At 55.1% G+C, this 21,607-nt stretch carries 19 protein-coding genes and 4 tRNA genes; all 23 read right to left on the bottom strand.

The window, feature by feature from the left end; translation table 11 throughout:
* Window positions 1-13 precede the first annotated feature (13 nt).
* The 23 genes from rplW to birA all read right to left on the bottom strand — a co-directional run bounded on the left by rplW (window position 14) and on the right by birA (window position 21,363).
* Window positions 14-313 (bottom strand): 50S ribosomal protein L23, encoded by a 300-nt coding sequence (gene rplW, locus C8K58_RS20715; protein WP_002555488.1) that lies wholly within the window; start codon window positions 311-313, stop codon window positions 14-16.
* Window positions 310-912, bottom strand: a complete 603-nt coding sequence (rplD, locus tag C8K58_RS20710) for a 50S ribosomal protein L4 (RefSeq protein ID WP_003176424.1) — start codon at window positions 910-912, stop codon at window positions 310-312. Before rplD ends, rplW begins: the two co-directional genes overlap by 4 nt.
* A 12-nt stretch (window positions 913-924) precedes the next feature.
* A complete protein-coding gene (gene rplC / locus C8K58_RS20705; RefSeq protein WP_007253310.1) occupies window positions 925-1,560 on the bottom strand; it encodes a 50S ribosomal protein L3 in 636 nt (211 codons plus the stop codon).
* Between the two features lie 81 nt (window positions 1,561-1,641).
* Window positions 1,642-1,953 (bottom strand): 30S ribosomal protein S10, encoded by a 312-nt coding sequence (gene rpsJ / locus C8K58_RS20700; RefSeq protein WP_003186070.1) that lies wholly within the window; start codon window positions 1,951-1,953, stop codon window positions 1,642-1,644.
* Window positions 1,954-2,110: 157 nt separating this feature from the next.
* A complete protein-coding gene (gene tuf / locus C8K58_RS20695; RefSeq protein ID WP_027605166.1) occupies window positions 2,111-3,304 on the bottom strand; it encodes an elongation factor Tu in 1,194 nt (397 codons plus the stop codon).
* A 30-nt stretch (window positions 3,305-3,334) separates the two neighbouring features.
* Entirely contained in the window at window positions 3,335-5,440 is a 2,106-nt protein-coding gene (gene fusA / locus C8K58_RS20690) for an elongation factor G (protein ID WP_003210087.1), read from the bottom strand.
* Window positions 5,441-5,470: 30 nt separating this feature from the next.
* On the bottom strand, window positions 5,471-5,941 hold the full coding sequence (gene rpsG, locus C8K58_RS20685) for a 30S ribosomal protein S7 (protein WP_002555493.1): 471 nt from the start codon (window positions 5,939-5,941) through the stop codon (window positions 5,471-5,473).
* A 118-nt stretch (window positions 5,942-6,059) separates the two neighbouring features.
* The gene (gene rpsL / locus C8K58_RS20680) at window positions 6,060-6,431 is read right to left on the bottom strand and encodes a 30S ribosomal protein S12 (protein ID WP_002555494.1); all 372 of its coding nucleotides are present in this window, start codon (window positions 6,429-6,431) and stop codon (window positions 6,060-6,062) included.
* A 216-nt stretch (window positions 6,432-6,647) separates the two neighbouring features.
* Window positions 6,648-10,847 carry a DNA-directed RNA polymerase subunit beta' gene (gene rpoC, locus C8K58_RS20675; protein WP_027605165.1) on the bottom strand — a complete coding sequence of 1,400 codons (4,200 nt, stop codon included), beginning with the start codon at window positions 10,845-10,847 and terminating at the stop codon, window positions 6,648-6,650.
* A 64-nt stretch (window positions 10,848-10,911) separates the two neighbouring features.
* The gene (rpoB, locus tag C8K58_RS20670) at window positions 10,912-14,985 is read right to left on the bottom strand and encodes a DNA-directed RNA polymerase subunit beta (protein ID WP_027605164.1); all 4,074 of its coding nucleotides are present in this window, start codon (window positions 14,983-14,985) and stop codon (window positions 10,912-10,914) included.
* A gap of 219 nt (window positions 14,986-15,204) precedes the next feature.
* Window positions 15,205-15,570, bottom strand: a complete 366-nt coding sequence (gene rplL, locus C8K58_RS20665) for a 50S ribosomal protein L7/L12 (protein WP_027605163.1) — start codon at window positions 15,568-15,570, stop codon at window positions 15,205-15,207.
* Window positions 15,571-15,648: 78 nt separating this feature from the next.
* Window positions 15,649-16,149 (bottom strand): 50S ribosomal protein L10, encoded by a 501-nt coding sequence (rplJ, locus tag C8K58_RS20660; protein WP_003176433.1) that lies wholly within the window; start codon window positions 16,147-16,149, stop codon window positions 15,649-15,651.
* 199 nt (window positions 16,150-16,348) lie between these two features.
* Window positions 16,349-17,044, bottom strand: coding sequence for a 50S ribosomal protein L1 (rplA, locus tag C8K58_RS20655; RefSeq protein WP_003176434.1), 696 nt, complete (start codon window positions 17,042-17,044; stop codon window positions 16,349-16,351).
* A complete protein-coding gene (gene rplK, locus C8K58_RS20650) occupies window positions 17,044-17,475 on the bottom strand; it encodes a 50S ribosomal protein L11 (RefSeq protein ID WP_003176435.1) in 432 nt (143 codons plus the stop codon). The genes rplA and rplK overlap by 1 nt, the downstream gene beginning before the upstream one ends.
* 117 nt (window positions 17,476-17,592) lie before the next feature.
* On the bottom strand, window positions 17,593-18,126 hold the full coding sequence (nusG, locus tag C8K58_RS20645; RefSeq protein ID WP_003176436.1) for a transcription termination/antitermination protein NusG: 534 nt from the start codon (window positions 18,124-18,126) through the stop codon (window positions 17,593-17,595).
* A 9-nt stretch (window positions 18,127-18,135) separates the two neighbouring features.
* Window positions 18,136-18,504, bottom strand: coding sequence for a preprotein translocase subunit SecE (secE, locus tag C8K58_RS20640; RefSeq protein ID WP_027605162.1), 369 nt, complete (start codon window positions 18,502-18,504; stop codon window positions 18,136-18,138).
* 45 nt (window positions 18,505-18,549) lie between these two features.
* A tRNA-Trp gene (locus tag C8K58_RS20635) sits at window positions 18,550-18,625 on the bottom strand.
* 159 nt (window positions 18,626-18,784) lie between these two features.
* A tRNA-Thr gene (locus C8K58_RS20630) sits at window positions 18,785-18,860 on the bottom strand.
* Between the two features lie 26 nt (window positions 18,861-18,886).
* A tRNA-Gly gene (locus tag C8K58_RS20625) sits at window positions 18,887-18,960 on the bottom strand.
* Window positions 18,961-18,983: 23 nt separating this feature from the next.
* Window positions 18,984-19,068: transfer RNA gene (locus C8K58_RS20620), tRNA-Tyr, on the bottom strand.
* Window positions 19,069-19,210: 142 nt separating this feature from the next.
* The gene (locus C8K58_RS20615; protein ID WP_108574230.1) at window positions 19,211-19,657 is read right to left on the bottom strand and encodes a hypothetical protein; all 447 of its coding nucleotides are present in this window, start codon (window positions 19,655-19,657) and stop codon (window positions 19,211-19,213) included.
* Between the two features lie 7 nt (window positions 19,658-19,664).
* Window positions 19,665-20,414, bottom strand: a complete 750-nt coding sequence (locus C8K58_RS20610; RefSeq protein ID WP_098480841.1) for a pantothenate kinase — start codon at window positions 20,412-20,414, stop codon at window positions 19,665-19,667.
* The gene (gene birA, locus C8K58_RS20605; protein WP_108574229.1) at window positions 20,404-21,363 is read right to left on the bottom strand and encodes a bifunctional biotin--[acetyl-CoA-carboxylase] ligase/biotin operon repressor BirA; all 960 of its coding nucleotides are present in this window, start codon (window positions 21,361-21,363) and stop codon (window positions 20,404-20,406) included. The genes C8K58_RS20610 and birA overlap by 11 nt, the downstream gene beginning before the upstream one ends.
* Window positions 21,364-21,607: the final 244 nt, after the last annotated feature.

The following is a 21,607-nucleotide window of genomic DNA, read 5'->3' as shown; positions in this document are numbered from 1 at the left end:
ATGCACCCCTTCCTTACTCAGCACTGCTGCTGAAATCGAGATCTTGGCCTGGCTGAAGGGAGATAACTGCCTTCTTCCAGTCATTACGCTTGCCCAGACCGCGAGCAGTGCGCTTGCTCTTACCCAGAACATTCAGGGTAGTAACACGCTCAACTTTCACGCTGAACAGGCTTTCGACGGCCTTCTTGATTTCCAGCTTGGTTGCGTCAGTTGCAACCTTGAAAACGAACTGGCCTTTCTTGTCAGCCAGAACCGTAGCCTTTTCGGAAACGTGCGGGCCAAGCAGAACTTTAAATACGCGTTCCTGGTTCATCCCAGCAGCTCCTCGAATTTCTTCACGGCCGACACGGTGATCAACACCTTGTCGTATGCGATCAGACTAACTGGATCGGAACCTTGCACGTCACGCACATCAACGTGTGGCAGGTTACGAGCAGCCAGGTACAGGTTCTGATCAACAGCTTCAGACACGATCAAAACGTCGGTCAGGCTCATGTTGTTCAGTTTGCCCAGCAGATCTTTGGTTTTTGGACTTTCAACAGCGAAGTCCTGAACCACGACCAGGCGATCAGTACGCACGAGTTCAGCAAGGATGGAGCGCAGTGCTGCGCGATACATCTTCTTGTTGAGCTTCTGAGAGTGATCCTGCGGACGAGCTGCGAAAGTGGTACCGCCGCCACGCCAGATTGGGCTACGGATAGTACCGGCACGAGCACGGCCAGTACCTTTCTGACGCCAAGGGCGCTTACCGCCACCACGAACGTCGGAACGGGTCTTTTGCTGCTTGCTACCTTGACGGCCGCCGGCCATGTAGGCCACGACTGCTTGGTGAACCAGCGTCTCGTTGAATTCGCCGCCAAATGTCAGTTCGGAAACTTCGATCGCTTGAGCGTCATTTACATTTAATTGCATGTCAGCTTCCCCTTAACCGCGAGCCTTGGCCGCTGGACGTACAACCAGGTTGCCGCCAGTAGCGCCAGGAACAGCACCCTTGACCAACAACAGATTGCGTTCAGCGTCGACGCGCACTACTTCGAGGGACTGCACGGTCACGCGCTCAGCGCCCATATGACCGGACATTTTTTTGCCCTTGAATACACGACCAGGAGTCTGGCACTGGCCAATAGAGCCCGGGACGCGGTGGGAAACGGAGTTACCGTGAGTGTTGTCTTGACCACGGAAATTCCAACGCTTGATCGTACCCTGGAAGCCTTTACCCTTGGACTGACCGGTTACATCAACCAGTTGACCAGCGGCGAAGATTTCAGCGTTGATCAGATCGCCAGCCTGGTAGTCGCCTTCTTCAAGACGGAACTCCATGACAGTACGACCAGCTGCAACGTTTGCTTTAGCGAAGTGACCTGCTTGAGCAGCAGTCACACGCGAAGCGCGACGCTCGCCGACAGTGACTTGCACTGCACGATAGCCATCGGTTTCTTCAGTTTTGAACTGGGTGACGCGATTCGGCTCGATCTCAATGACCGTAACCGGAATGGAGACACCTTCTTCGGTGAAAATACGGGTCATACCGCATTTACGACCGACTACACCAATAGTCATGTTGTAAACCTCATGAGTGTACGGGGCTTTCACCCGCTATGGCCGCCCATTTCAGAGCGTTACACGACTAAGACCCAAGTCTTAGCCGAGGCTGATCTGTACTTCCACACCGGCCGCCAGATCGAGCTTCATAAGAGCATCAACGGTTTTATCCGTTGGCTGGACGATGTCCAGTACGCGCTTATGAGTACGGATCTCGTACTGGTCACGCGCGTCTTTGTTGACGTGCGGGGAGACCAGAACGGTGAACCGCTCTTTACGGGTAGGCAGTGGAATTGGACCACGCACTTGAGCACCAGTACGTTTCGCGGTTTCCACGATTTCCTGGGTGGATTGGTCGATCAGGCGATGGTCAAAAGCCTTCAACCTGATACGGATTTGCTGATTTTGCATTGGATTTCAGACTCCGGCTGCTATTCCCAGCGAGCGCAATACGCCCGTTAAAAGGAGGCGCAATTCTATAGACGCCCTAGATAGGTGTCAACCCAATAAAAAAGCCCCCGCTGAGCGGGGGCTTTTCAAAGCATCGAAACTATCTCAGAAGAGACGCTTACTCGATGATTTTAGCTACAACACCAGCACCAACGGTACGGCCGCCTTCACGGATAGCGAAGCGCAGACCGTCTTCCATTGCGATGGTCTTGATCAGGGTAACTTCCATTTGGATGTTATCGCCTGGCATTACCATTTCAACGCCTTCTGGCAGCTGGCAGTTACCAGTCACGTCAGTAGTACGGAAGTAGAACTGTGGACGGTAGCCTTTGAAGAACGGAGTGTGACGACCGCCTTCTTCCTTGCTCAGAACGTAAACTTCTGCGGTGAACTTGGTGTGCGGCTTAACCGAACCTGGCTTAACCAGAACCTGGCCACGCTCAACGTCGTCACGCTTGGTACCACGCAGCAGAACGCCGCAGTTCTCGCCAGCACGACCTTCGTCGAGCAGCTTGCGGAACATTTCAACACCAGTGCAGACAGTGTTGGTAGTGTCACGCAGACCAACGATTTCCAGCGCATCTTGAACGCGAACGATACCGCGCTCGATACGACCAGTCACAACAGTACCACGACCGGAGATCGAGAATACGTCTTCGATTGGCATCAGGAACGGCTTGTCGGTCAGACGAACTGGTTCTGGGATGTAGCTGTCCAGGGTTTCAACCAGTTTACGAACGGCAGTGGTGCCCATTTCGTTATCGTCTTTGCCTTCCAGCGCCATACGAGCAGAACCGATGATGATCGGAGTGTCGTCGCCTGGGAAGTCGTAAGTGCTCAGCAGATCGCGCACTTCCATCTCAACCAGTTCCAGCAGCTCAGCGTCGTCTACCAGGTCAGCCTTGTTCAGGAAAACCACGATGTACGGAACGCCTACCTGACGGGACAGCAGGATGTGCTCACGGGTTTGTGGCATCGGACCATCAGCGGCCGAGCAAACCAGGATCGCGCCGTCCATCTGGGCAGCACCAGTGATCATGTTCTTCACATAGTCAGCGTGACCTGGGCAGTCAACGTGAGCGTAGTGACGGATCTTCGAGTTGTACTCGACGTGCGCGGTGTTGATGGTGATACCACGAGCTTTTTCTTCTGGAGCGCTGTCGATTTTATCGAAATCAACGACTGCAGAACCGAAAACCTCGGAGCAGACGCGAGTCAGAGCTGCGGTCAGAGTGGTTTTACCGTGGTCAACGTGACCGATAGTGCCAACGTTGACGTGCGGTAGGGAACGATCAAATTTTTCTTTAGCCACGACAATTAACTCCTTGCCTAAAGGACTGAATCAGCCTTGTTTTTTGGATACAGTTTCAGCGATGTGCGCCGGAGCTGTGTTGTATTTTTTGAATTCCATAGAGTAGCTTGCGCGACCCTGGGACATGGAGCGAACGTCGGTCGCATAACCGAACATCTCACCCAACGGAACCTCGGCGCGAATCACTTTGCCGGAAACCGTGTCTTCCATACCCAAGATCATGCCGCGACGACGGTTAAGGTCGCCCATGACATCACCCATATAGTCTTCAGGTGTAACAACTTCTACCGCCATGATTGGCTCAAGCAACTCACCACCGCCCTTCTGGGCCAGTTGCTTGGTTGCCATGGAAGCAGCCACCTTAAACGCCATCTCGTTGGAGTCGACGTCGTGGTAAGAACCGTCAAAAACGGTTGCTTTCAGGCCGATCAGCGGATAGCCGGCAACAACACCGTTCTTCATCTGCTCTTCGATACCCTTCTGGATAGCAGGGATGTATTCCTTAGGAACAACACCACCCACTACTTCGTTCACGAATTGCAGACCTTCCTGACCTTCGTCAGCAGGAGCAAAACGGATCCAGCAGTGACCGAACTGACCACGACCGCCGGACTGACGAACGAACTTGCCTTCGATTTCACAGTTTTTCGTGATGCGCTCACGATAGGAAACCTGAGGCTTACCGATGTTGGCTTCGACGTTGAACTCACGGCGCATCCGGTCAACCAGGATGTCCAGGTGCAACTCGCCCATGCCAGAGATGATCGTTTGACCAGTCTCTTCATCAGTTTTGACGCGGAAAGATGGATCTTCCTGAGCAAGCTTGCCCAGAGCGATACCCATTTTTTCCTGGTCATCCTTGGTCTTAGGCTCTACGGCAACCGAAATAACCGGCTCCGGGAAGTCCATGCGAACCAGGATGATTGGCTTGGCAGCGTCGCACAAAGTCTCACCAGTGGTGACGTCCTTCATGCCGATCAAGGCCGCGATGTCACCAGCGCGCACTTCCTTGATCTCTTCACGGGCGTTTGCGTGCATTTGCACCATACGACCCACACGCTCTTTCTTGCCTTTGACCGAGTTGATCACGCCGTCGCCGGAGGCCAACACGCCCGAGTAAACGCGGACGAAGGTCAGAGTACCCACGAATGGGTCGGTAGCGATCTTGAACGCCAGAGCCGAGAACGGCTCGCTGTCGTCAGCATGACGCTCCATCTCTTCTTCCTCATTATCAGGGTTGGTACCCTTGATAGCAGGAATGTCGGTAGGAGCAGGCAGGTAGTCGATCACGGCGTCGAGAACCAGGGGAACACCCTTGTTCTTGAAGGAAGAACCGCAAACAGCCAAGACGATCTCACCAGCGATAGTACGCTGACGCAGAGCGGCCTTGATTTCCACGTTGGTGAGTTCTTCACCTTCGAGGTACTTGTTCATCAGCTCTTCGCTGGCTTCGGCGGCAGCCTCAACCATGTTGTTGCGCCACTCGTCAGCCAGTTCCTGCAATTCTGCAGGGATAGGCTTGCGAACAGGAACCATACCCTTGTCAGCGTCATTCCAGTAGACCGCTTCCATGTTGATCAGATCGATCTGACCCTGGAAGTTGTCTTCGGAACCGATAGCCAATTGGATTGGCACCGGAGTGTGACCCAGACGCTGCTTGATCTGACCGATCACGCGCAGGAAGTTGGCACCAGCACGGTCCATCTTGTTTACATAAACAAGACGTGGAACGCCGTATTTGTTGGCTTGACGCCATACGGTTTCCGACTGAGGCTCGACACCCGAGGTACCGCAGAACACAACGACAGCGCCGTCGAGTACGCGCAGGGAACGTTCAACTTCAATAGTGAAGTCTACGTGGCCTGGGGTATCGATAACGTTGAAGCGGTGCTCATCTTTGTACTGCTTCTCGGAACCTTTCCAGAAGGCGGTAATAGCAGCAGAAGTAATGGTAATACCACGCTCCTGCTCCTGAACCATCCAGTCTGTGGTCGCGGCGCCATCATGCACCTCGCCCATTTTGTGACTTTTGCCGGTGTAAAACAGTACGCGCTCGGTGGTGGTGGTTTTACCAGCATCCACGTGAGCAACGATACCGATGTTACGGTAGCGGCTAATCGGAGTAGTACGAGCCATAAAGCCCTCGCAAAATTAGTGAAGCTAAGATTAGAAGCGGTAGTGCGAGAAAGCTTTGTTAGCTTCAGCCATACGGTGCACGTCTTCACGCTTCTTAACAGCAGCACCTTTACCTTCAGCAGCGTCCAACAGTTCGCCGGCCAAACGCAGAGCCATAGACTTCTCGCCGCGCTTACGGGCGAAGTCTACCAACCAGCGCATTGCCAGAGCGTTACGACGGGACGGACGAACTTCGACCGGAACCTGGTAAGTAGCACCGCCTACACGGCGCGACTTCACTTCGACCAGCGGAGCGATGGCGTCGAGAGCTTTCTCGAAGATTTCCAGGGGGTCGCTGTTCTTGCGTTCTTTAACCTTTTCCAGCGCGCCATAAACGATACGCTCGGCAACGGCTTTCTTGCCGCTTTCCATCACGTGGTTCATGAACTTGGCCAGAATTTGGCTTCCGTATTTTGGATCGTCAAGCACTTCGCGCTTGGCTGCTACGCGTCTTCTTGGCATGGATAAGCCCTCAAACGGTCTTCAGGTTCGCTCGGAATCGGTGCCCTTTCGGGACGCCTCCGACCTTACTCTTATCGACTCAGAAAATAAGATGATTCAGTTTTACAAAAAGCCGCTACTACTTAGGCTTCTTGGTACCGTACTTCGAACGACCCTGGTTACGACCTTTAACGCCGGAAGTATCCAAGGAGCCGCGTACGGTGTGATAACGAACACCTGGCAAGTCTTTTACACGACCGCCGCGGATCAGTACCACGCTGTGCTCTTGCAGGTTGTGGCCTTCACCGCCGATGTACGAGGAAACCTCGAAACCGTTGGTCAGGCGCACACGGCATACTTTACGCAGTGCCGAGTTAGGTTTTTTCGGCGTGGTGGTATACACACGGGTGCATACGCCACGACGTTGCGGGCAGTTCTGCAGCGCAGGCACGTCGGATTTCTCGACGATACGCTTACGCGGCTGACGTACCAGCTGGTTGATAGTTGCCATCTACTAGCTCCACTGTTGTCTTGCGACGCTATTGTCTTGCAAGAAAAGCAAAATGGCAGGAACGAATTCCCGCCAAATTTAGGGGTACAAGAGTCTAAAGAGGATCTTGCCCCCAGTCAAGGCAAGGCCCCGACCTCCCCTCCCGTCGAACCCGGGCAAAACTGCCTTGATCCGACGAATGGGGCTGCCAGGGCCCAGACTTATTTACCGCAGAACTCAGTTACCGCTTGAGTTCAGTGCTTCGGTCAGTGCAGCTTCCACTTCACTGGCGCTTACGCGCAACGGCTTGTCAGCATCACGGCGACGCTTACGCTCGCTGTGGTAAGCCAAACCGGTACCAGCCGGGATCAGACGACCCACGACCACGTTCTCTTTCAGGCCGCGCAGGTAATCGCGCTTGCCGGTTACCGCTGCTTCGGTCAGTACGCGAGTGGTCTCCTGGAAGGAGGCCGCCGAGATGAACGACTCAGTGGACAACGACGCCTTGGTGATACCCAGCAGTACGCGAGTGAACTTGGAAACGAATTTCTCGTCGCCAGCCAGACGCTCGTTTTCCACCAGCACGTGAGTCAGTTCCATCTGGTCGCCCTTGATGAAACTGGAATCGCCGGATTCAGCGATCTCAACTTTACGCAGCATCTGACGCAGGATGGTCTCGATGTGTTTATCGTTGATCTTCACGCCTTGCAGGCGGTAAACGTCCTGGATCTCGTTGACGATGTACTTGGCCAGCGCACTCACACCCAGCAGACGCAGGATGTCGTGTGGATCGCTCGGGCCGTCGGAGATCACTTCGCCGCGGTTTACCTGTTCGCCTTCGAAAACGTTCAGGTGACGCCACTTTGGAATCAGCTCTTCGTACGGATCGGTACCGTCGTTCGGGGTAATGACCAGACGGCGCTTGCCCTTGGTTTCTTTACCGAACGCGATGGTGCCGCTGACTTCAGCCAGGATCGACGCTTCTTTCGGACGACGAGCTTCGAACAAGTCGGCAACACGCGGCAAACCACCGGTGATGTCACGGGTCTTCGAAGTTTCTTGCGGGATACGCGCGATAACATCACCGATCGCGATCTTCGCACCATCCGCTACACCGACCAGGGCGTTGGCTGGCAGGAAGTACTGAGCGATTACGTCAGTGCCTGGCAGCAACAGATCCTTGCCGTTGTCGTCGACCATCTTCACAGCAGGACGGATGTCCTTACCGGCAGCTGGACGATCTTTCGCGTCGAGTACTTCAATGTTGGTCATACCGGTCAATTCGTCAGTCTGACGCTTGATCGTGATGCCTTCTTCCATGCCCACGTAGGTCACGGTACCTTTCATTTCGGTAACGATTGGGTGAGTGTGCGGATCCCACTTGGCCACGATTGCGCCAGCGTCGACCTTGTCACCCTCTTTAACCGAAATCACAGCACCGTACGGCAGCTTGTAGCGCTCACGCTCACGACCGTAGTCATCAGCGATTGCCAGCTCACCGGAACGGGACACAGCAACCAGGTGACCATCCACTCGCTCAACGTGCTTCAGGTTGTGCAGGCGAACAGTACCGCCATTCTTCACCTGAACGCTGTCGGCTGCGGAGGTCCGGCTTGCCGCACCACCGATGTGGAACGTACGCATGGTCAGCTGGGTACCCGGCTCACCGATGGACTGGGCGGCAATAACGCCGACCGCTTCACCGATGTTCACCTGGTGGCCACGAGCCAAGTCACGACCGTAGCACTTGGCGCAAATGCCGTAGCGGGTTTCGCAGCTGATCGGCGAGCGAACGATCACTTCGTCGATGCTGTTGAGTTCGATGAACTCGACCCACTTCTCGTCAACCAGAGTGCCGGCAGGAACGATAACTTCCTCGGTACCTGGCTTGAATACGTCACGGGCAATAACACGACCCAGTACGCGCTCACCCAGCGGCTCTACAACGTCACCGCCTTCAATGTGCGGAGTCATCAGCAGGCCGTGCTCGGTGCCGCAGTCGATCTCGGTGACAACCAGATCTTGCGCAACGTCTACCAGACGACGCGTCAGGTAACCGGAGTTAGCGGTTTTCAACGCGGTATCCGCCAGACCTTTCCGAGCACCGTGAGTAGAGATGAAGTACTGGAGTACGCTCAAACCTTCACGGAAGTTCGCAGTAATCGGCGTTTCGATGATGGAGCCGTCCGGCTTGGCCATCAGGCCACGCATACCGGCGAGCTGACGGATCTGCGCAGCAGAACCCCGTGCGCCCGAGTCGGCCATCATGTACATCGAGTTGAAGGACTCTTGGTCAACTTCTTCGCCGTGACGGTCGATGACCTTCTCTTTCGAGAGGTTGGCCATCATCGCCTTGGACACTTCGTCGTTGGCCTTGGACCAAAGGTCGATCACTTTGTTGTACTTCTCGCCCTGTGTTACCAGGCCCGAGGCGTACTGGCTTTCGATCTCTTTCACTTCATCAGTAGCTGCACTGATGATGCGGGCTTTTTCATCAGGGATAACGAAGTCGTTAACACCGATGGAAACGCCGGAAATGGTCGAATAGGCAAAACCGGTGTACATCAACTGGTCAGCGAAGATGACGGTCTCTTTCAGACCAACCACGCGATAGCATTGGTTGATCAGCTTGGAGATCGCCTTTTTCTTCATCGGCAGGTTGACGACGTCGTACGACAGGCCTTTTGGCACAACCTGGTACAACAGCGCACGGCCTACGGTGGTGTCGACAATACGGGTGCCGCTCACGCTGCCGCCATCACGGTCGTTGACCGTTTCGTTGATGCGCACCTTGACCTTGGCGTGCAGTGCGGCTTCGCCGGCACGGAACACACGGTCAACTTCCTGCAGGTCAGCGAACACACGACCTTCGCCTTTGGCGTTGATCGCCTCACGGGTCATGTAGTACAGACCCAATACAACGTCCTGCGACGGAACGATGATTGGCTCACCGTTGGCTGGCGACAGAATGTTGTTGGTCGACATCATCAACGCACGCGCTTCCAACTGGGCTTCCAGTGTCAGCGGTACGTGCACGGCCATTTGGTCGCCGTCGAAGTCGGCGTTGTACGCAGCACAGACCAGAGGGTGCAGCTGGATAGCCTTACCTTCGATCAGTACCGGTTCAAACGCCTGGATACCCAGACGGTGAAGGGTCGGTGCACGGTTGAGGAGAACCGGGTGTTCGCGAATCACTTCAGCGAGAACGTCCCAAACCTCTGGCAGCTCGCGCTCGACCATTTTCTTGGCCGCTTTGATGGTGGTCGCGAGACCGCGCATTTCCAGCTTGCCGAAGATGAATGGCTTGAACAGTTCAAGTGCCATCTTCTTAGGCAGACCGCACTGGTGCAGACGCAGGGTCGGGCCTACGGTAATTACCGAACGACCAGAGTAGTCAACACGCTTACCGAGCAAGTTCTGACGGAAACGACCTTGCTTACCCTTGATCATGTCAGCCAAGGATTTCAGAGGACGCTTGTTGGAACCGGTGATAGCGCGGCCACGACGACCGTTGTCGAGCAGGGCATCGACAGCTTCCTGCAACATACGCTTTTCGTTGCGCACGATGATGTCCGGAGCGGACAGATCGAGCAAGCGCTTCAAGCGGTTGTTACGGTTGATCACACGGCGGTACAGGTCGTTGAGGTCGGAAGTCGCGAAACGACCACCATCCAACGGCACCAGCGGACGCAGATCTGGCGGCAGAACCGGCAAAACGGTCAGCACCATCCACTCTGGCAGGTTGCCGGAACCCTGGAAGGCTTCCATCAACTTCAGACGCTTGGACAGCTTCTTGATCTTGGTTTCGGAGTTGGTTTGCGGAATTTCTTCGCGCAGACGACCAATCTCGTGCTCCAGGTCGATAGCGTGCAGCAGTTCGCGGACAGCTTCGGCACCCATGCGGGCATCGAAATCATCACCGAACTCTTCCAACGCCTCGAAGTACTGCTCGTCGTTCAGCAGCTGACCTTTTTCAAGGGTAGTCATGCCTGGATCGATAACGACATAGCTCTCGAAGTAGAGAACGCGTTCGATATCACGCAGGGTCATGTCCATCAGCAAGCCGATACGGGACGGCAGCGATTTCAGGAACCAGATATGGGCAACCGGCGAAGCCAGCTCGATGTGCGCCATGCGCTCACGACGAACCTTGGCCAGCGCAACTTCAACGCCACACTTCTCGCAGATCACACCACGGTGCTTCAAGCGCTTGTACTTACCGCACAGGCACTCGTAATCCTTTACCGGGCCAAAGATCTTGGCGCAGAACAGGCCGTCACGCTCAGGTTTGAACGTACGGTAGTTGATGGTTTCCGGCTTTTTAACTTCACCGAACGACCACGAACGGATCATCTCAGGCGATGCCAATCCAATACGGATGGCGTCGAACTCTTCGACTTGACCCTGGTTTTTCAGCAAATTCAGTAGGTCTTTCAAGGCCTTTCCTCCTGGCGGAGCAGAGAGCGGGCTAAACAGCCCCGCTCTCGATTCGCGTCACGTGTTATTCGGTTTCCAGATCGATATCGATGCCGAGGGAACGAATTTCTTTGATCAACACGTTGAAGGACTCGGGCATGCCCGGCTCCATACGGTGATCGCCATCCACGATGTTTTTGTACATCTTGGTACGACCGTTCACATCGTCCGACTTCACTGTGAGCATTTCTTGCAGAGTGTAAGCAGCACCGTATGCTTCCAGTGCCCAGACCTCCATCTCCCCGAAACGCTGACCACCGAACTGAGCCTTACCACCCAGCGGCTGCTGGGTAACCAGGCTGTACGAACCGGTAGAACGAGCGTGCATCTTGTCGTCTACCAAGTGGTTCAGCTTCAGCATGTACATGTAGCCAACAGTAACCGGGCGCTCGAACTTGTTGCCGGTACGGCCGTCGAACAGCTGCATCTGGCCGCTTTCTGGCAGGTCTGCCAGTTTCAGCATGGCCTTGATTTCGCTTTCCTTGGCACCGTCGAACACCGGGGTAGCCATTGGAACGCCACCGCGCAGGTTCTTCGCCAGATCCAGGATTTCCTGGTCGGAGAAGGTATCCAGCTCTTCCTTACGACCGCCGATCTCGTTGTAGATCTCGTGCAGGAACTTACGCAGGTCAGCAACCTTGCGCTGCTCTTCGATCATACGATTGATCTTCTCGCCCAGACCTTTGGCCGCGAGGCCAAGGTGGGTTTCAAGGATCTGACCAACGTTCATACGCGAAGGTACGCCCAACGGGTTGAGGACGACGTCGACCGGGGTGCCATTGGCATCGTGCGGCATGTCTTCAACCGGCATGATCACGGAGACCACACCTTTGTTACCGTGACGACCGGCCATCTTGTCGCCCGGCTGGATGCGGCGACGGATTGCCAGGTAAACCTTGACGATTTTCAGCACGCCTGGAGCCAGGTCATCGCCCTGCTGCAGTTTGCGCTTCTTGTCTTCGAACTTGTCGTCCAGCAGACGGCGACGATCAACGATATAGGCCTGGGCCTTCTCGAGCTGCTCATTAAGAGCATCTTCAGCCATGCGCAGTTTGAACCACTGGCCGTGCTCAAGACCGTCGAGGATTTCGTCGGTGATGTCCTGACCTTTCTTCAGACCTGCGCCGCCTTCAGCCTTGTGGCCTACCAGGGCGGAACGCAGACGTTCGAAGGTCGCGCCTTCAACGATACGGAACTCTTCGTTGAGGTCCTTGCGGATCTCGTCGAGCTGGGTCTTCTCGATGGACAGTGCACGAGCATCACGCTCGACGCCGTCACGGGTGAAGACCTGTACGTCGATGACAGTACCCTTGGTACCGGTAGGTACACGCAGGGAGGTGTCTTTAACGTCGCTGGCTTTTTCACCGAAGATGGCACGCAGCAGCTTCTCTTCCGGAGTCAGTTGGGTCTCGCCTTTCGGAGTGACCTTACCAACCAGGATGTCGCCCGCACCCACCTCAGCACCTACGTAAACGATACCGGCTTCGTCCAGCTTGTTCAGTGCAGCTTCACCCACGTTCGGGATGTCTGCAGTGATTTCCTCTGGCCCAAGCTTGGTGTCACGCGCCACACAGGTCAGTTCCTGAATGTGGATCGTGGTGAAGCGATCTTCTTGAACCACACGCTCGGACAGGCAGATGGAGTCTTCGAAGTTGAAGCCGTTCCATGCCATGAACGCGATGCGCATGTTCTGACCCAGAGCCAATTCACCCATATCGGTGGACGGACCGTCAGCCATGATGTCGCTACGCTGAACGCGATCACCCTTGCGCACCAGCGGACGCTGGTTGATGCAAGTGTTCTGGTTCGAGCGGGTGTATTTGGTCAGGTTGTAGATGTCGACACCGGCTTCACCGGTTTCAACTTCGTCATCAGCAACACGAACCACGATACGGCTGGCATCAACGGAATCGATCACGCCGCCACGACGAGCCACGACGCAAACGCCGGAGTCACGGGCTACGTTACGCTCCATGCCGGTACCTACCAGCGGCTTGTCGGCACGCAGGGTCGGTACAGCTTGACGCTGCATGTTGGAACCCATCAACGCACGGTTGGCGTCATCGTGTTCCAGGAACGGGATCAGCGACGCTGCGACCGAAACTACCTGCTTCGGCGATACGTCCATCAAGGTGACGTCTTCCGGCGCCTTGACGGTGAACTCGTTCAGGTGACGAACAGCTACCAGCTCGTCGATCAGGACCTTCTTGTCGTTCATCGTGGCCGAAGCCTGAGCGATCACGTGATCAGCTTCTTCGATGGCGGACAGGAACACGATCTCGTCGGTAACCAGGGCGTCTTTCACCACACGGTACGGGCTCTCAAGGAAGCCGTACTGGTTGGTGCGCGCATAGGCGGCCAGGGAGTTGATCAGACCGATGTTCGGGCCTTCCGGCGTTTCGATTGGGCATACACGACCGTAGTGAGTCGGGTGTACGTCACGCACTTCAAAGCCAGCACGCTCACGGGTCAGACCGCCCGGGCCCAGTGCGGAAACACGGCGCTTGTGGGTGATCTCGGAAAGCGGGTTGTTCTGGTCCATGAACTGCGAGAGCTGGCTGGAACCGAAGAACTCTTTCACCGCCGCAGCCACTGGCTTGGCGTTGATCAGGTCTTGCGGCATCAGGCCTTCGCTTTCAGCCATCGACAGACGCTCTTTGACCGCACGCTCAACACGCACAAGGCCAACGCGGAACTGGTTCTCGGCCATTTCGCCTACGCAGCGAACACGACGGTTACCCAGGTGGTCGATGTCATCGACGATGCCTTTGCCGTTACGGATGTCGACCAGAGTCTTCAGGACCGCAACGATGTCTTCCTTGCACAGCACACCCGAACCTTCGATCTCGGTGCGACCGATACGACGGTTGAACTTCATCCGGCCGACCGCAGACAGGTCGTAGCGCTCAGGGCTGAAGAACAGGTTGTTGAACAGGGTTTCTGCAGCGTCTTTGGTTGGTGGCTCGCCAGGACGCATCATGCGATAGATTTCTACCAGCGCTTCCAATTGGTTGCTGGTGGAGTCGATCTTCAGGGTGTCGGAGACGAACGGACCGCAGTCGATATCGTTGGTGTACAGGGTCTCGATGCGAACAACCTGCGCCTTGGCGATTTTGGCCAGGATCTCGGTGTTCAGCTCGGTGTTGCACTCAGCCAGGATTTCGCCTGTAGCCGGGTGAACGATGACCTTCGCGGTAGTACGGCCCAGGACATAGTCCAGGGGAACTTCCAGCTCTTTGATACCCGCTTTTTCGATCTGGTTGATGTGGCGCGCAGTGATACGACGGCCAGCCTCAACGATGACCTTGCCCTTTTCATCCTGAATGTCCAGGACAGCAATTTCACCACGCAGACGCGAAGCGATCAGCTCCAGCTTGAGGGTTTCATCCTTCAGGCTGAATACGTTGGTGGTGTAGAACGCATCCAGGACTTGCTCAGTGGTGTAGCCGAGCGCGCGCAGCAGTACCGAGGCCGGCAGCTTGCGACGACGGTCGATACGCACGAACACGCAGTCTTTCGGATCGAACTCGAAGTCCAACCACGAACCGCGGTACGGAATGATCCGCGCGGAGTACAGGAGCTTGCCGGAGCTGTGCGTCTTGCCGCGGTCGTGGTCGAAGAACACGCCCGGGGAACGGTGCAGCTGGGAAACGATAACGCGCTCGGTACCGTTGATAACGAAGGTACCGTTCTCAGTCATCAATGGGATTTCGCCCATGTAGACTTCTTGCTCTTTGATGTCCTTGATCGCTTTGTTCGACGACTCTTTGTCGAAAATGATCAGACGGACTTTTACCCGCAAAGGTACGGCGTACGTAACACCGCGCAACACGCATTCTTTGACATCAAATGCCGGTTCGCCCAGGCGATAACCGACGTACTCCAGCGCAGCATTGCCGGAGTAGCTGATGATCGGGAAAACGGATTTGAAGGCCGCATGCAGGCCCACGTCGCGGAACTGATCTTTGGTCGCTCCCGCCTGCAAGAATTCACGATACGAATCCAGCTGGATAGCCAGAAGGTACGGGACATCCATGACGTCCGGCAACTTGCTAAAGTCCTTGCGGATACGTTTTTTCTCAGTATATGAGTAAGCCATCAGCGTTCCCCAGCTTGGTCACCTGCTTGTTTGGCCCTCCCGACGGGAGCAGCCAGAAAATCTTGCAAACCCCATGGTTTGCACCACCGCATCGGGTGGCTACAGCGCGTTAATGGCGGCGACCGAGTCGACAGCCAAGAACGGAAAAAGGCCGGTGGCAAGAGCCACCAGCCATCAGCCTTCAGCTTAACGCTTGGGCTGGAGACGCAAGGTCGATGCTTACTTCAGCTCGACTTTAGCGCCTGCTTCTTCCAGAGTAGCTTTGGCTTTGTCAGCTGCTTCTTTGGCAACAGCTTCCAGAACCATGGCAGGAGCGCCGTCAACTACAGCCTTGGCTTCTTTCAGGCCCAGACCGGTCAGTTCACGTACTGCCTTGATCACGTTTACTTTCTTCTCGCCAGCTTCGGTCAGCATGACGTTGAATTCGGTTTGCTCTTCAACAACGGCAGCAGCAGCAGCTGGGCCAGCGGAAGCAGCGGCAGCGGAAACGCCGAATTTTTCTTCGAAAGCTTTGATCAGCTCAACAACCTGCAGAACCGACATTTCAGCTACGGCGTTGAGGATATCGTCTTGGGAGATAGACATTGCTGTATTTCCTGAATTGGGGGACGGCCTACGCGGCCATCGAAATAAACAAAAATACGCGAGAGAAGTTGCTCAGCCTTAGGCTGCGGCAGCTTCTTTTTGCTCGCGAACTGCAGCCAGAGTACGAGCCAGCTTGCTGGTAGCGCCTTGAATCACGCTCATCAGCTGCGAAATGGCTTCGTTGCGGGTCGGCAGTGTTGCCAGTACGTCGATTTGGTTAGCTGCGAGGAACTTGCCCTCGAACGCAGCTGCCTTGATCTCGAACTTATCCTGACTCTTAGCGAACTCTTTGAACAAACGGGCAGCAGCGCCTGGATGATCCTTGGAGAAGGCAATCAGAGTCGGGCCAGTGAACACGTCGTTGAGGACACTGTATTCAGTGTCAGCAACGGCGCGCTTGAGCAGGGTGTTACGTACAACACGTACGTATACGCCAGCTTCACGAGCCTCTTTACGGAGTCCGGTCATAGCGCCTACTGTCACACCACGGGCATCAGCCACGACAGCGGACAGAGCAGCTTTGGCAGCCTCGTTGACTTCAGCGACGATGGCCTTCTTGTCTTCGAGATTAATTGCCACGGGTTTAACTCCTGCTTGTTACCGTTTCATCTGGCCGGAGCCGGATGTCGTTTTGGTGTCTGATTCGGTAAGGAACCGGGAGCACCATCTGCGTAGGCTTGTTGGTTTAAGACTTGCGTCGCCTACGGTCTTGGATAGCCCCCGCCAGGCAGGGACCCCAATCTTTCAATTGGCGCAATCGCTTGCGCCAACTTGTGTCTTATACGTCCAGCGAGCCTTGGTCGATGACCAGGCCTGGGCCCATGGTGGTGCTCAGGGTAACGCGCTTGACGTAGATACCTTTCGAGGAAGCTGGCTTGATACGCTTCAGATCGGCGATCAGGGCTTCAACGTTTTCCTTCAGCTTGACGGCGTCGAAGCCGACCTTGCCAACGGAGGTGTGAATGATGCCGTTTTTGTCGGTACGATAACGAACCTGACCAGCCTTGGCGTTTTTAACCGCGGTAGCTACGTCTGGCGTTACGGTGCCGACCTTAGGGTTAGGCATCAGGCCACGTGGACCCAGGATCTGACCCAACTGGCCCACAACACGCATTGCGTCCGGGGAAGCAATAACTACGTCGTAGTTCAGGTCGCCGCCTTTCATTTCGGCAGCCAGGTCGTCCATACCAACGCGGTCAGCGCCGGCGGCCAGAGCAGCTTCAGCTGCAGGGCCTTGGGTGAAGACAGCTACACGAACAGTCTTACCAGTACCGTGTGGCAGCACAGTAGCGCTACGAACGACCTGGTCAGATTTACGTGGGTCAACACCCAGGTTTACAGCAACGTCAACGGACTCGCTGAACTTGACAGTCGACAGCTCGGTCAGCAGAGCAGCAGCGTCTACAAAATTGTAGGACTTGCCCGCTTCGATTTTGCCGGCGATAGCCTTTTGGCGCTTGGTCAGCTTAGCCATTACACACCCTCCACGTTAAGGCCCATGCTACGAGCAGAACCGGCGATGGTACGCACGGCTGCATCCATATCAGCTGCAGTCAGATCCGCGTTTTTGGTTTTCGCGATTTCTTCCAGCTGAGCACGAGTTACGGTGCCAACCTTAACGGTGTTAGGACGAGCGGAACCGCTAGTCAGACCAGCAGCCTTCTTCAGCAGAACCGAAGCCGGGGTCGACTTGGTTTCGAAAGTGAAGCTACGGTCGCTGTATACAGTGATGATCACTGGAGTCGGCAGACCTGGCTCAAGACCCTGAGTACGGGCGTTGAAAGCCTTGCAGAATTCCATGATGTTCACGCCGTGCTGACCCAGGGCTGGACCAACAGGTGGGCTTGGGTTGGCCTGAGCGGCCTTCACTTGCAGCTTGATGTAAGCGGTAATCTTCTTGGCCATGAGGCACTCCAATTACGGGTTCAAGCGCCTCGAAAGGCTCCCCGGTTACTTGCGCGTTTATCCCAGTGACGACAAAACCCCACAGCCTAAGGCTGCGGGGTTGGGATGCTTACTCAGCTAGACCTTCTCGACCTGGCTGAATTCCAACTCTACCGGAGTAGAGCGACCGAAAATGAGCACCGCGACCTGGATCCGGCTCTTTTCGTAGTTAACCTCTTCGACGGTCCCGTTGAAATCAGCAAACGGACCATCTGTGACACGAACAACCTCACCCGGCTCGAACAACGTCTTCGGCTTGGGCTTGTCGCTACCGTCGGCGACACGACGCAGAATTGCTTCTGCCTCTTTGTCAGTGATCGGAGCAGGCTTATCAGCCGTACCGCCGATAAAACCCATAACACGAGGAGTGTCCTTGACCAAGTGCCAAGTACCTTCGTTCATGTCCATCTGTACCAGCACGTAGCCAGGAAAGAACTTGCGCTCACTCTTGCGCTTCTGACCATTCCGCATTTCAACCACTTCTTCAGTGGGAACCAGAATTTCGCCGAAGCCATCTTCCATGCCTGCCAGCTTTACGCGCTCCAGCAAAGAGCGCATAACATGCTTCTCGTAACCCGAGTAAGCATGCACAACGTACCAACGCTTAGCCACGGGACACCCTTAGCCAACAATCAAGGAAACAAGCCAGCCGAGCAGGGAATCAAGCCCCCACAACAGCAACGCCATAACCAGAACAACAGCCACAACAATCAACGTGGTCTGCGTGGTTTCTTGGCGAGTTGGCCAAACGACTTTACGAATTTCGGTGCGAGCTTCCTTCACCAGGACCGCGAAAGACTTGCCTTTGGCAGTCTGCAGGCCTACAAAGGCAGCTACAGCAGCAAGGGCGAGCAAAACGAGAACGCGGTACAGGATCGGCGAAGCAGAATAGTACTGGTTGCCAACAACGCCCACGACCACCAAAGCGACTACAGCGAGCCACTTGACGAGATCGAAACGAGAGCTTTGAGCTTCAGCCTTAGGAGTCATCTATGAAGATCCTGTGAAAAGAAAGCCAGACACACCACGTGAATCTGGCAGGTCAGGAGGGAATCGAACCCCCAACCTACGGTTTTGGAGACCGTCGCTCTGCCAATTGAGCTACTGACCTAAAACAAAATCAGGCCGACCATTATGCAGACCCGAAAAAGACTTTACAACAACCAACCCCCAAAGACTTGAAATCACTCAACAACAAGCGATCTGAACACCATCAAGCCGAGCCAGCCGTTAAAACAAAGGCAGATATTTTCATATCTGCCTTGTTATATGGAGCTCTTGAGCGGATTTGAACCGCTGACCTCACCCTTACCAAGGGTGTGCTCTACCAACTGAGCTACAAGAGCGAAACACCGTGCACAACCTGCAAACTTGGAGCGGGTAGCGGGAATCGAACCCGCATCATCAGCTTGGAAGGCTGAGGTTCTACCACTAAACTATACCCGCGGAGCTTGCAGCTCACGCTAAAATGGTGGAGGGGGAAGGATTCGAACCTTCGAAGTCGTAGACGTCAGATTTACAGTCTGATCCCTTTGGCCGCTCGGGAACCCCTCCTAAGCGAGCCGGCATTCTACATCACGCCGGCCTTCTGTCAAGCATTTTCTCATTAAAAATATGAGGTTAGCTGCATTGACCTTCGCTTCGCACCTTAGACCTTAAAGGTCTTCACTGCGAAGCGGGCGCCATTCTATGCAAACTATTCGAGAGTTGCAATGCCTTCGCACAGCATTATTTTATGTTTTAACTCATTGAATTCCTTAGCAAGGTTTTCAAAGGGCAGGTCGTCAGCCAGGCGTCGGCTTTCCGGGGCAACTCGAAGCCAGTAACCTTGCGCATCAGGAGCACTCAGCAGCTGCACCTTAACCTTTATATCCAGGCTAGTGAGGCGCTGCTCAAGGAATTGCGCCTGTCGCTGGTCGGCAAAGCCTCCTATGTATAAGCAAGTATTTTGCGCATCAGATGCCTTAGCCCGATCCTTGCGCACCACAGCGTCGGAAGACTCGCTCAGCAGGCGAATATCCTGCTGCGTATTCCGATAGAGGCTCAGAGGGGTCACGTCTTTAGTACGCAACGGCGCCTCTTGCTGATGCCATATGTAGTAAAAGGCGTTCAGGATCAATAAAAGCAAAAACAGCCAACGCATAAACACCTCAAGATAAAGGGCACGCCATTGCCAGACCTACGAAAATCAAATCAGGAACGAGTCGAGCCTGAGGCACGGCATCCCTCACCAAATCAGCATCGCCCCCCGTCAGGAACACAGTGAAGTTATCACCCCAATAACTTCGGGCCAGCTCAAGCTGGGTCAGCACAAACCCTCTGAGCATCAACGTACAGCCACGCTCTACAGCCTCTACGGTCGTATGCCCTGGCGATAGATGCTCCAAGGCTCTTTCAGCAGCTGCATCGTCGTAACGTATCTTGCGCGTATGCGTGCGCAGCTGATTACGCATGAGGGGCATACCTGGACAGATGAAGCCACCTAAATGCTCACCATCGCCAGCAACAAAATCTGCAGTAGCAGCCGTACCGAAATCAAGCACCAAGCATGCGCCCGACGCCAATTTGAAGCCGCCCAGCATTGCTAACCAGCGATCAAGACCAAGACGCTCGAAATCTTCGTAACCGTTGCGCACCCCAGCCATTTCTCGCGCAGAAACAGCGCAGGAAACCGCAACGCCAAAGGCCTCCACCAGCGCCTCAACCAGATTTTTTGTTTCGTCCAGAGCACGAACACTCACCAACCGGCAATGTGTCAATAACACACCAGGCAGCACTGACAGACTTTCAATCAATGCAACATCCGAACTAGCGACACCTTCTGCAGATGCCGTCGCCCGATCCGAATCAAGTACGCGCCACTTGATGAAGCTATTCCCACAGTCGAGCTCAAGAATCATCACGCAACCTCAGGCTTAACTCACCACCACTGTATGTTTTTTCAACACCACCGACACTTAAACGTAATGCCCCCTGACCGTCGATACCCAGCACCACCCCATCGACACGGCTGGCACCCGCTATGAGTGACACTGCCTTTCCCTGCCAGGCATGACCTTTTTCCCACTCATCCCGAAGCGATGAAAATCCTTGCGCCCTGTGTCGATCCAAGTAGCTTTGCAACTGCAAGCACAGGCGCGCCACCAGAGAGTTACGATCAACTGGAGACCCCGTCTCCAACTGCACTGACGTCCATTGCTGATCAACCTCTTCAGCCTTCTGCATATTCACGTTAATACCGATGCCGAGGACAACGTGGCAAATATCCGCGGGATCCCCTACGAGCTCCAGCAAAATCCCGGCAATCTTCTTCTGCCCCACCAGGACGTCGTTTGGCCACTTCAGAGCCGCACCCCGCACTCCAGACTCACGCAACGCCTGCATTACCGCCAAGCCAACCACAAGGCTCAGGCCTTCCAGCTGTCGCGGACCATTCTCGATACGCAATAAGAGGCTGTAATACACATTCTGAGCGAACGGGCTGACCCACTTTCGACCACGTCGCCCTCTTCCCGCCGTTTGCTGCTCCGCAAGCACCAGGTACGGCGTCGCACGCTCAACCTCAACAAGGCGCAGAGCCTCGGCATTTGTCGAGTCGATGGAGTCGTAGATATGGATAGGCCACGCGAGGGAAGACGTATGCAGTGCAATCTGCTCGGGACTCAAGAAAACCAGCGGCGAAGCTAATTGATATCCCCTCCCACGAACCTTGTGGACCGGCAGATTCAATTCGGCCTCAAGATGCTGGAGCTGCTTCCAGACTGCACTGCGACTAACGCCCAGGGCTGCACCAAGTGCTTCTCCGGAATGGAATCGGCCATCTTTTAGAAGTTCTAACAACGTCAGCATGCAAGTATCGCCTCACAATGAGGCACGCATGATAGCCATGCGCAGGGTCATTGCATAGAAAGGCCGGACTTTAGCACTGAAGACCCAGCCGAGGCGCCTCTTCGCACTTTCCGACCGCCCAAAACAAAACCCCATCTGCTTTCGCAAATGGGGTTTCGGAATTTAATCTTGACGATGACCTACTCTCACATGGGGAAACCCCACACTACCATCGGCGATGCATCGTTTCACTGCTGAGTTCGGG

It is taken from the genome of Pseudomonas sp. GV047 (assembly GCF_003058245.1).
In the GTDB taxonomy this organism is placed as follows: domain Bacteria; phylum Pseudomonadota; class Gammaproteobacteria; order Pseudomonadales; family Pseudomonadaceae; genus Aquipseudomonas; species Aquipseudomonas marginalis.
This window is presented reverse-complemented; position numbering and strand designations above follow the sequence as displayed.

Bases quoted from the DNA above. Each gene is read 5' to 3' on its own strand.
- rplW (WP_002555488.1), bottom strand. From the start codon at position 313: ATGAACCAGGAACGCGTATTTAAAGTTCTGCTTGGCCCGCACGTTTCC.
- rplD (WP_003176424.1), bottom strand. From the start codon at position 912: ATGCAATTAAATGTAAATGACGCTCAAGCGATCGAAGTTTCCGAACTG.
- rplC (WP_007253310.1), bottom strand. From the start codon at position 1,560: ATGACTATTGGTGTAGTCGGTCGTAAATGCGGTATGACCCGTATTTTC.
- rpsJ (WP_003186070.1), bottom strand. From the start codon at position 1,953: ATGCAAAATCAGCAAATCCGTATCAGGTTGAAGGCTTTTGACCATCGC.
- fusA (WP_003210087.1), bottom strand. From the start codon at position 5,440: ATGGCTCGTACTACTCCGATTAGCCGCTACCGTAACATCGGTATCGTT.
- rpsG (WP_002555493.1), bottom strand. From the start codon at position 5,941: ATGCCAAGAAGACGCGTAGCAGCCAAGCGCGAAGTGCTTGACGATCCA.
- rpsL (WP_002555494.1), bottom strand. From the start codon at position 6,431: ATGGCAACTATCAACCAGCTGGTACGTCAGCCGCGTAAGCGTATCGTC.
- rpoB (WP_027605164.1), bottom strand. From the start codon at position 14,985: ATGGCTTACTCATATACTGAGAAAAAACGTATCCGCAAGGACTTTAGC.
- rplL (WP_027605163.1), bottom strand. From the start codon at position 15,570: ATGTCTATCTCCCAAGACGATATCCTCAACGCCGTAGCTGAAATGTCG.
- rplA (WP_003176434.1), bottom strand. From the start codon at position 17,044: ATGGCTAAGCTGACCAAGCGCCAAAAGGCTATCGCCGGCAAAATCGAA.
- rplK (WP_003176435.1), bottom strand. From the start codon at position 17,475: ATGGCCAAGAAGATTACCGCTTACATCAAGCTGCAAGTGAAGGCCGCT.
- secE (WP_027605162.1), bottom strand. From the start codon at position 18,504: ATGACTCCTAAGGCTGAAGCTCAAAGCTCTCGTTTCGATCTCGTCAAG.
- C8K58_RS20615 (WP_108574230.1), bottom strand. From the start codon at position 19,657: ATGCGTTGGCTGTTTTTGCTTTTATTGATCCTGAACGCCTTTTACTAC.
- C8K58_RS20610 (WP_098480841.1), bottom strand. From the start codon at position 20,414: ATGATTCTTGAGCTCGACTGTGGGAATAGCTTCATCAAGTGGCGCGTA.
- birA (WP_108574229.1), bottom strand. From the start codon at position 21,363: ATGCTGACGTTGTTAGAACTTCTAAAAGATGGCCGATTCCATTCCGGA.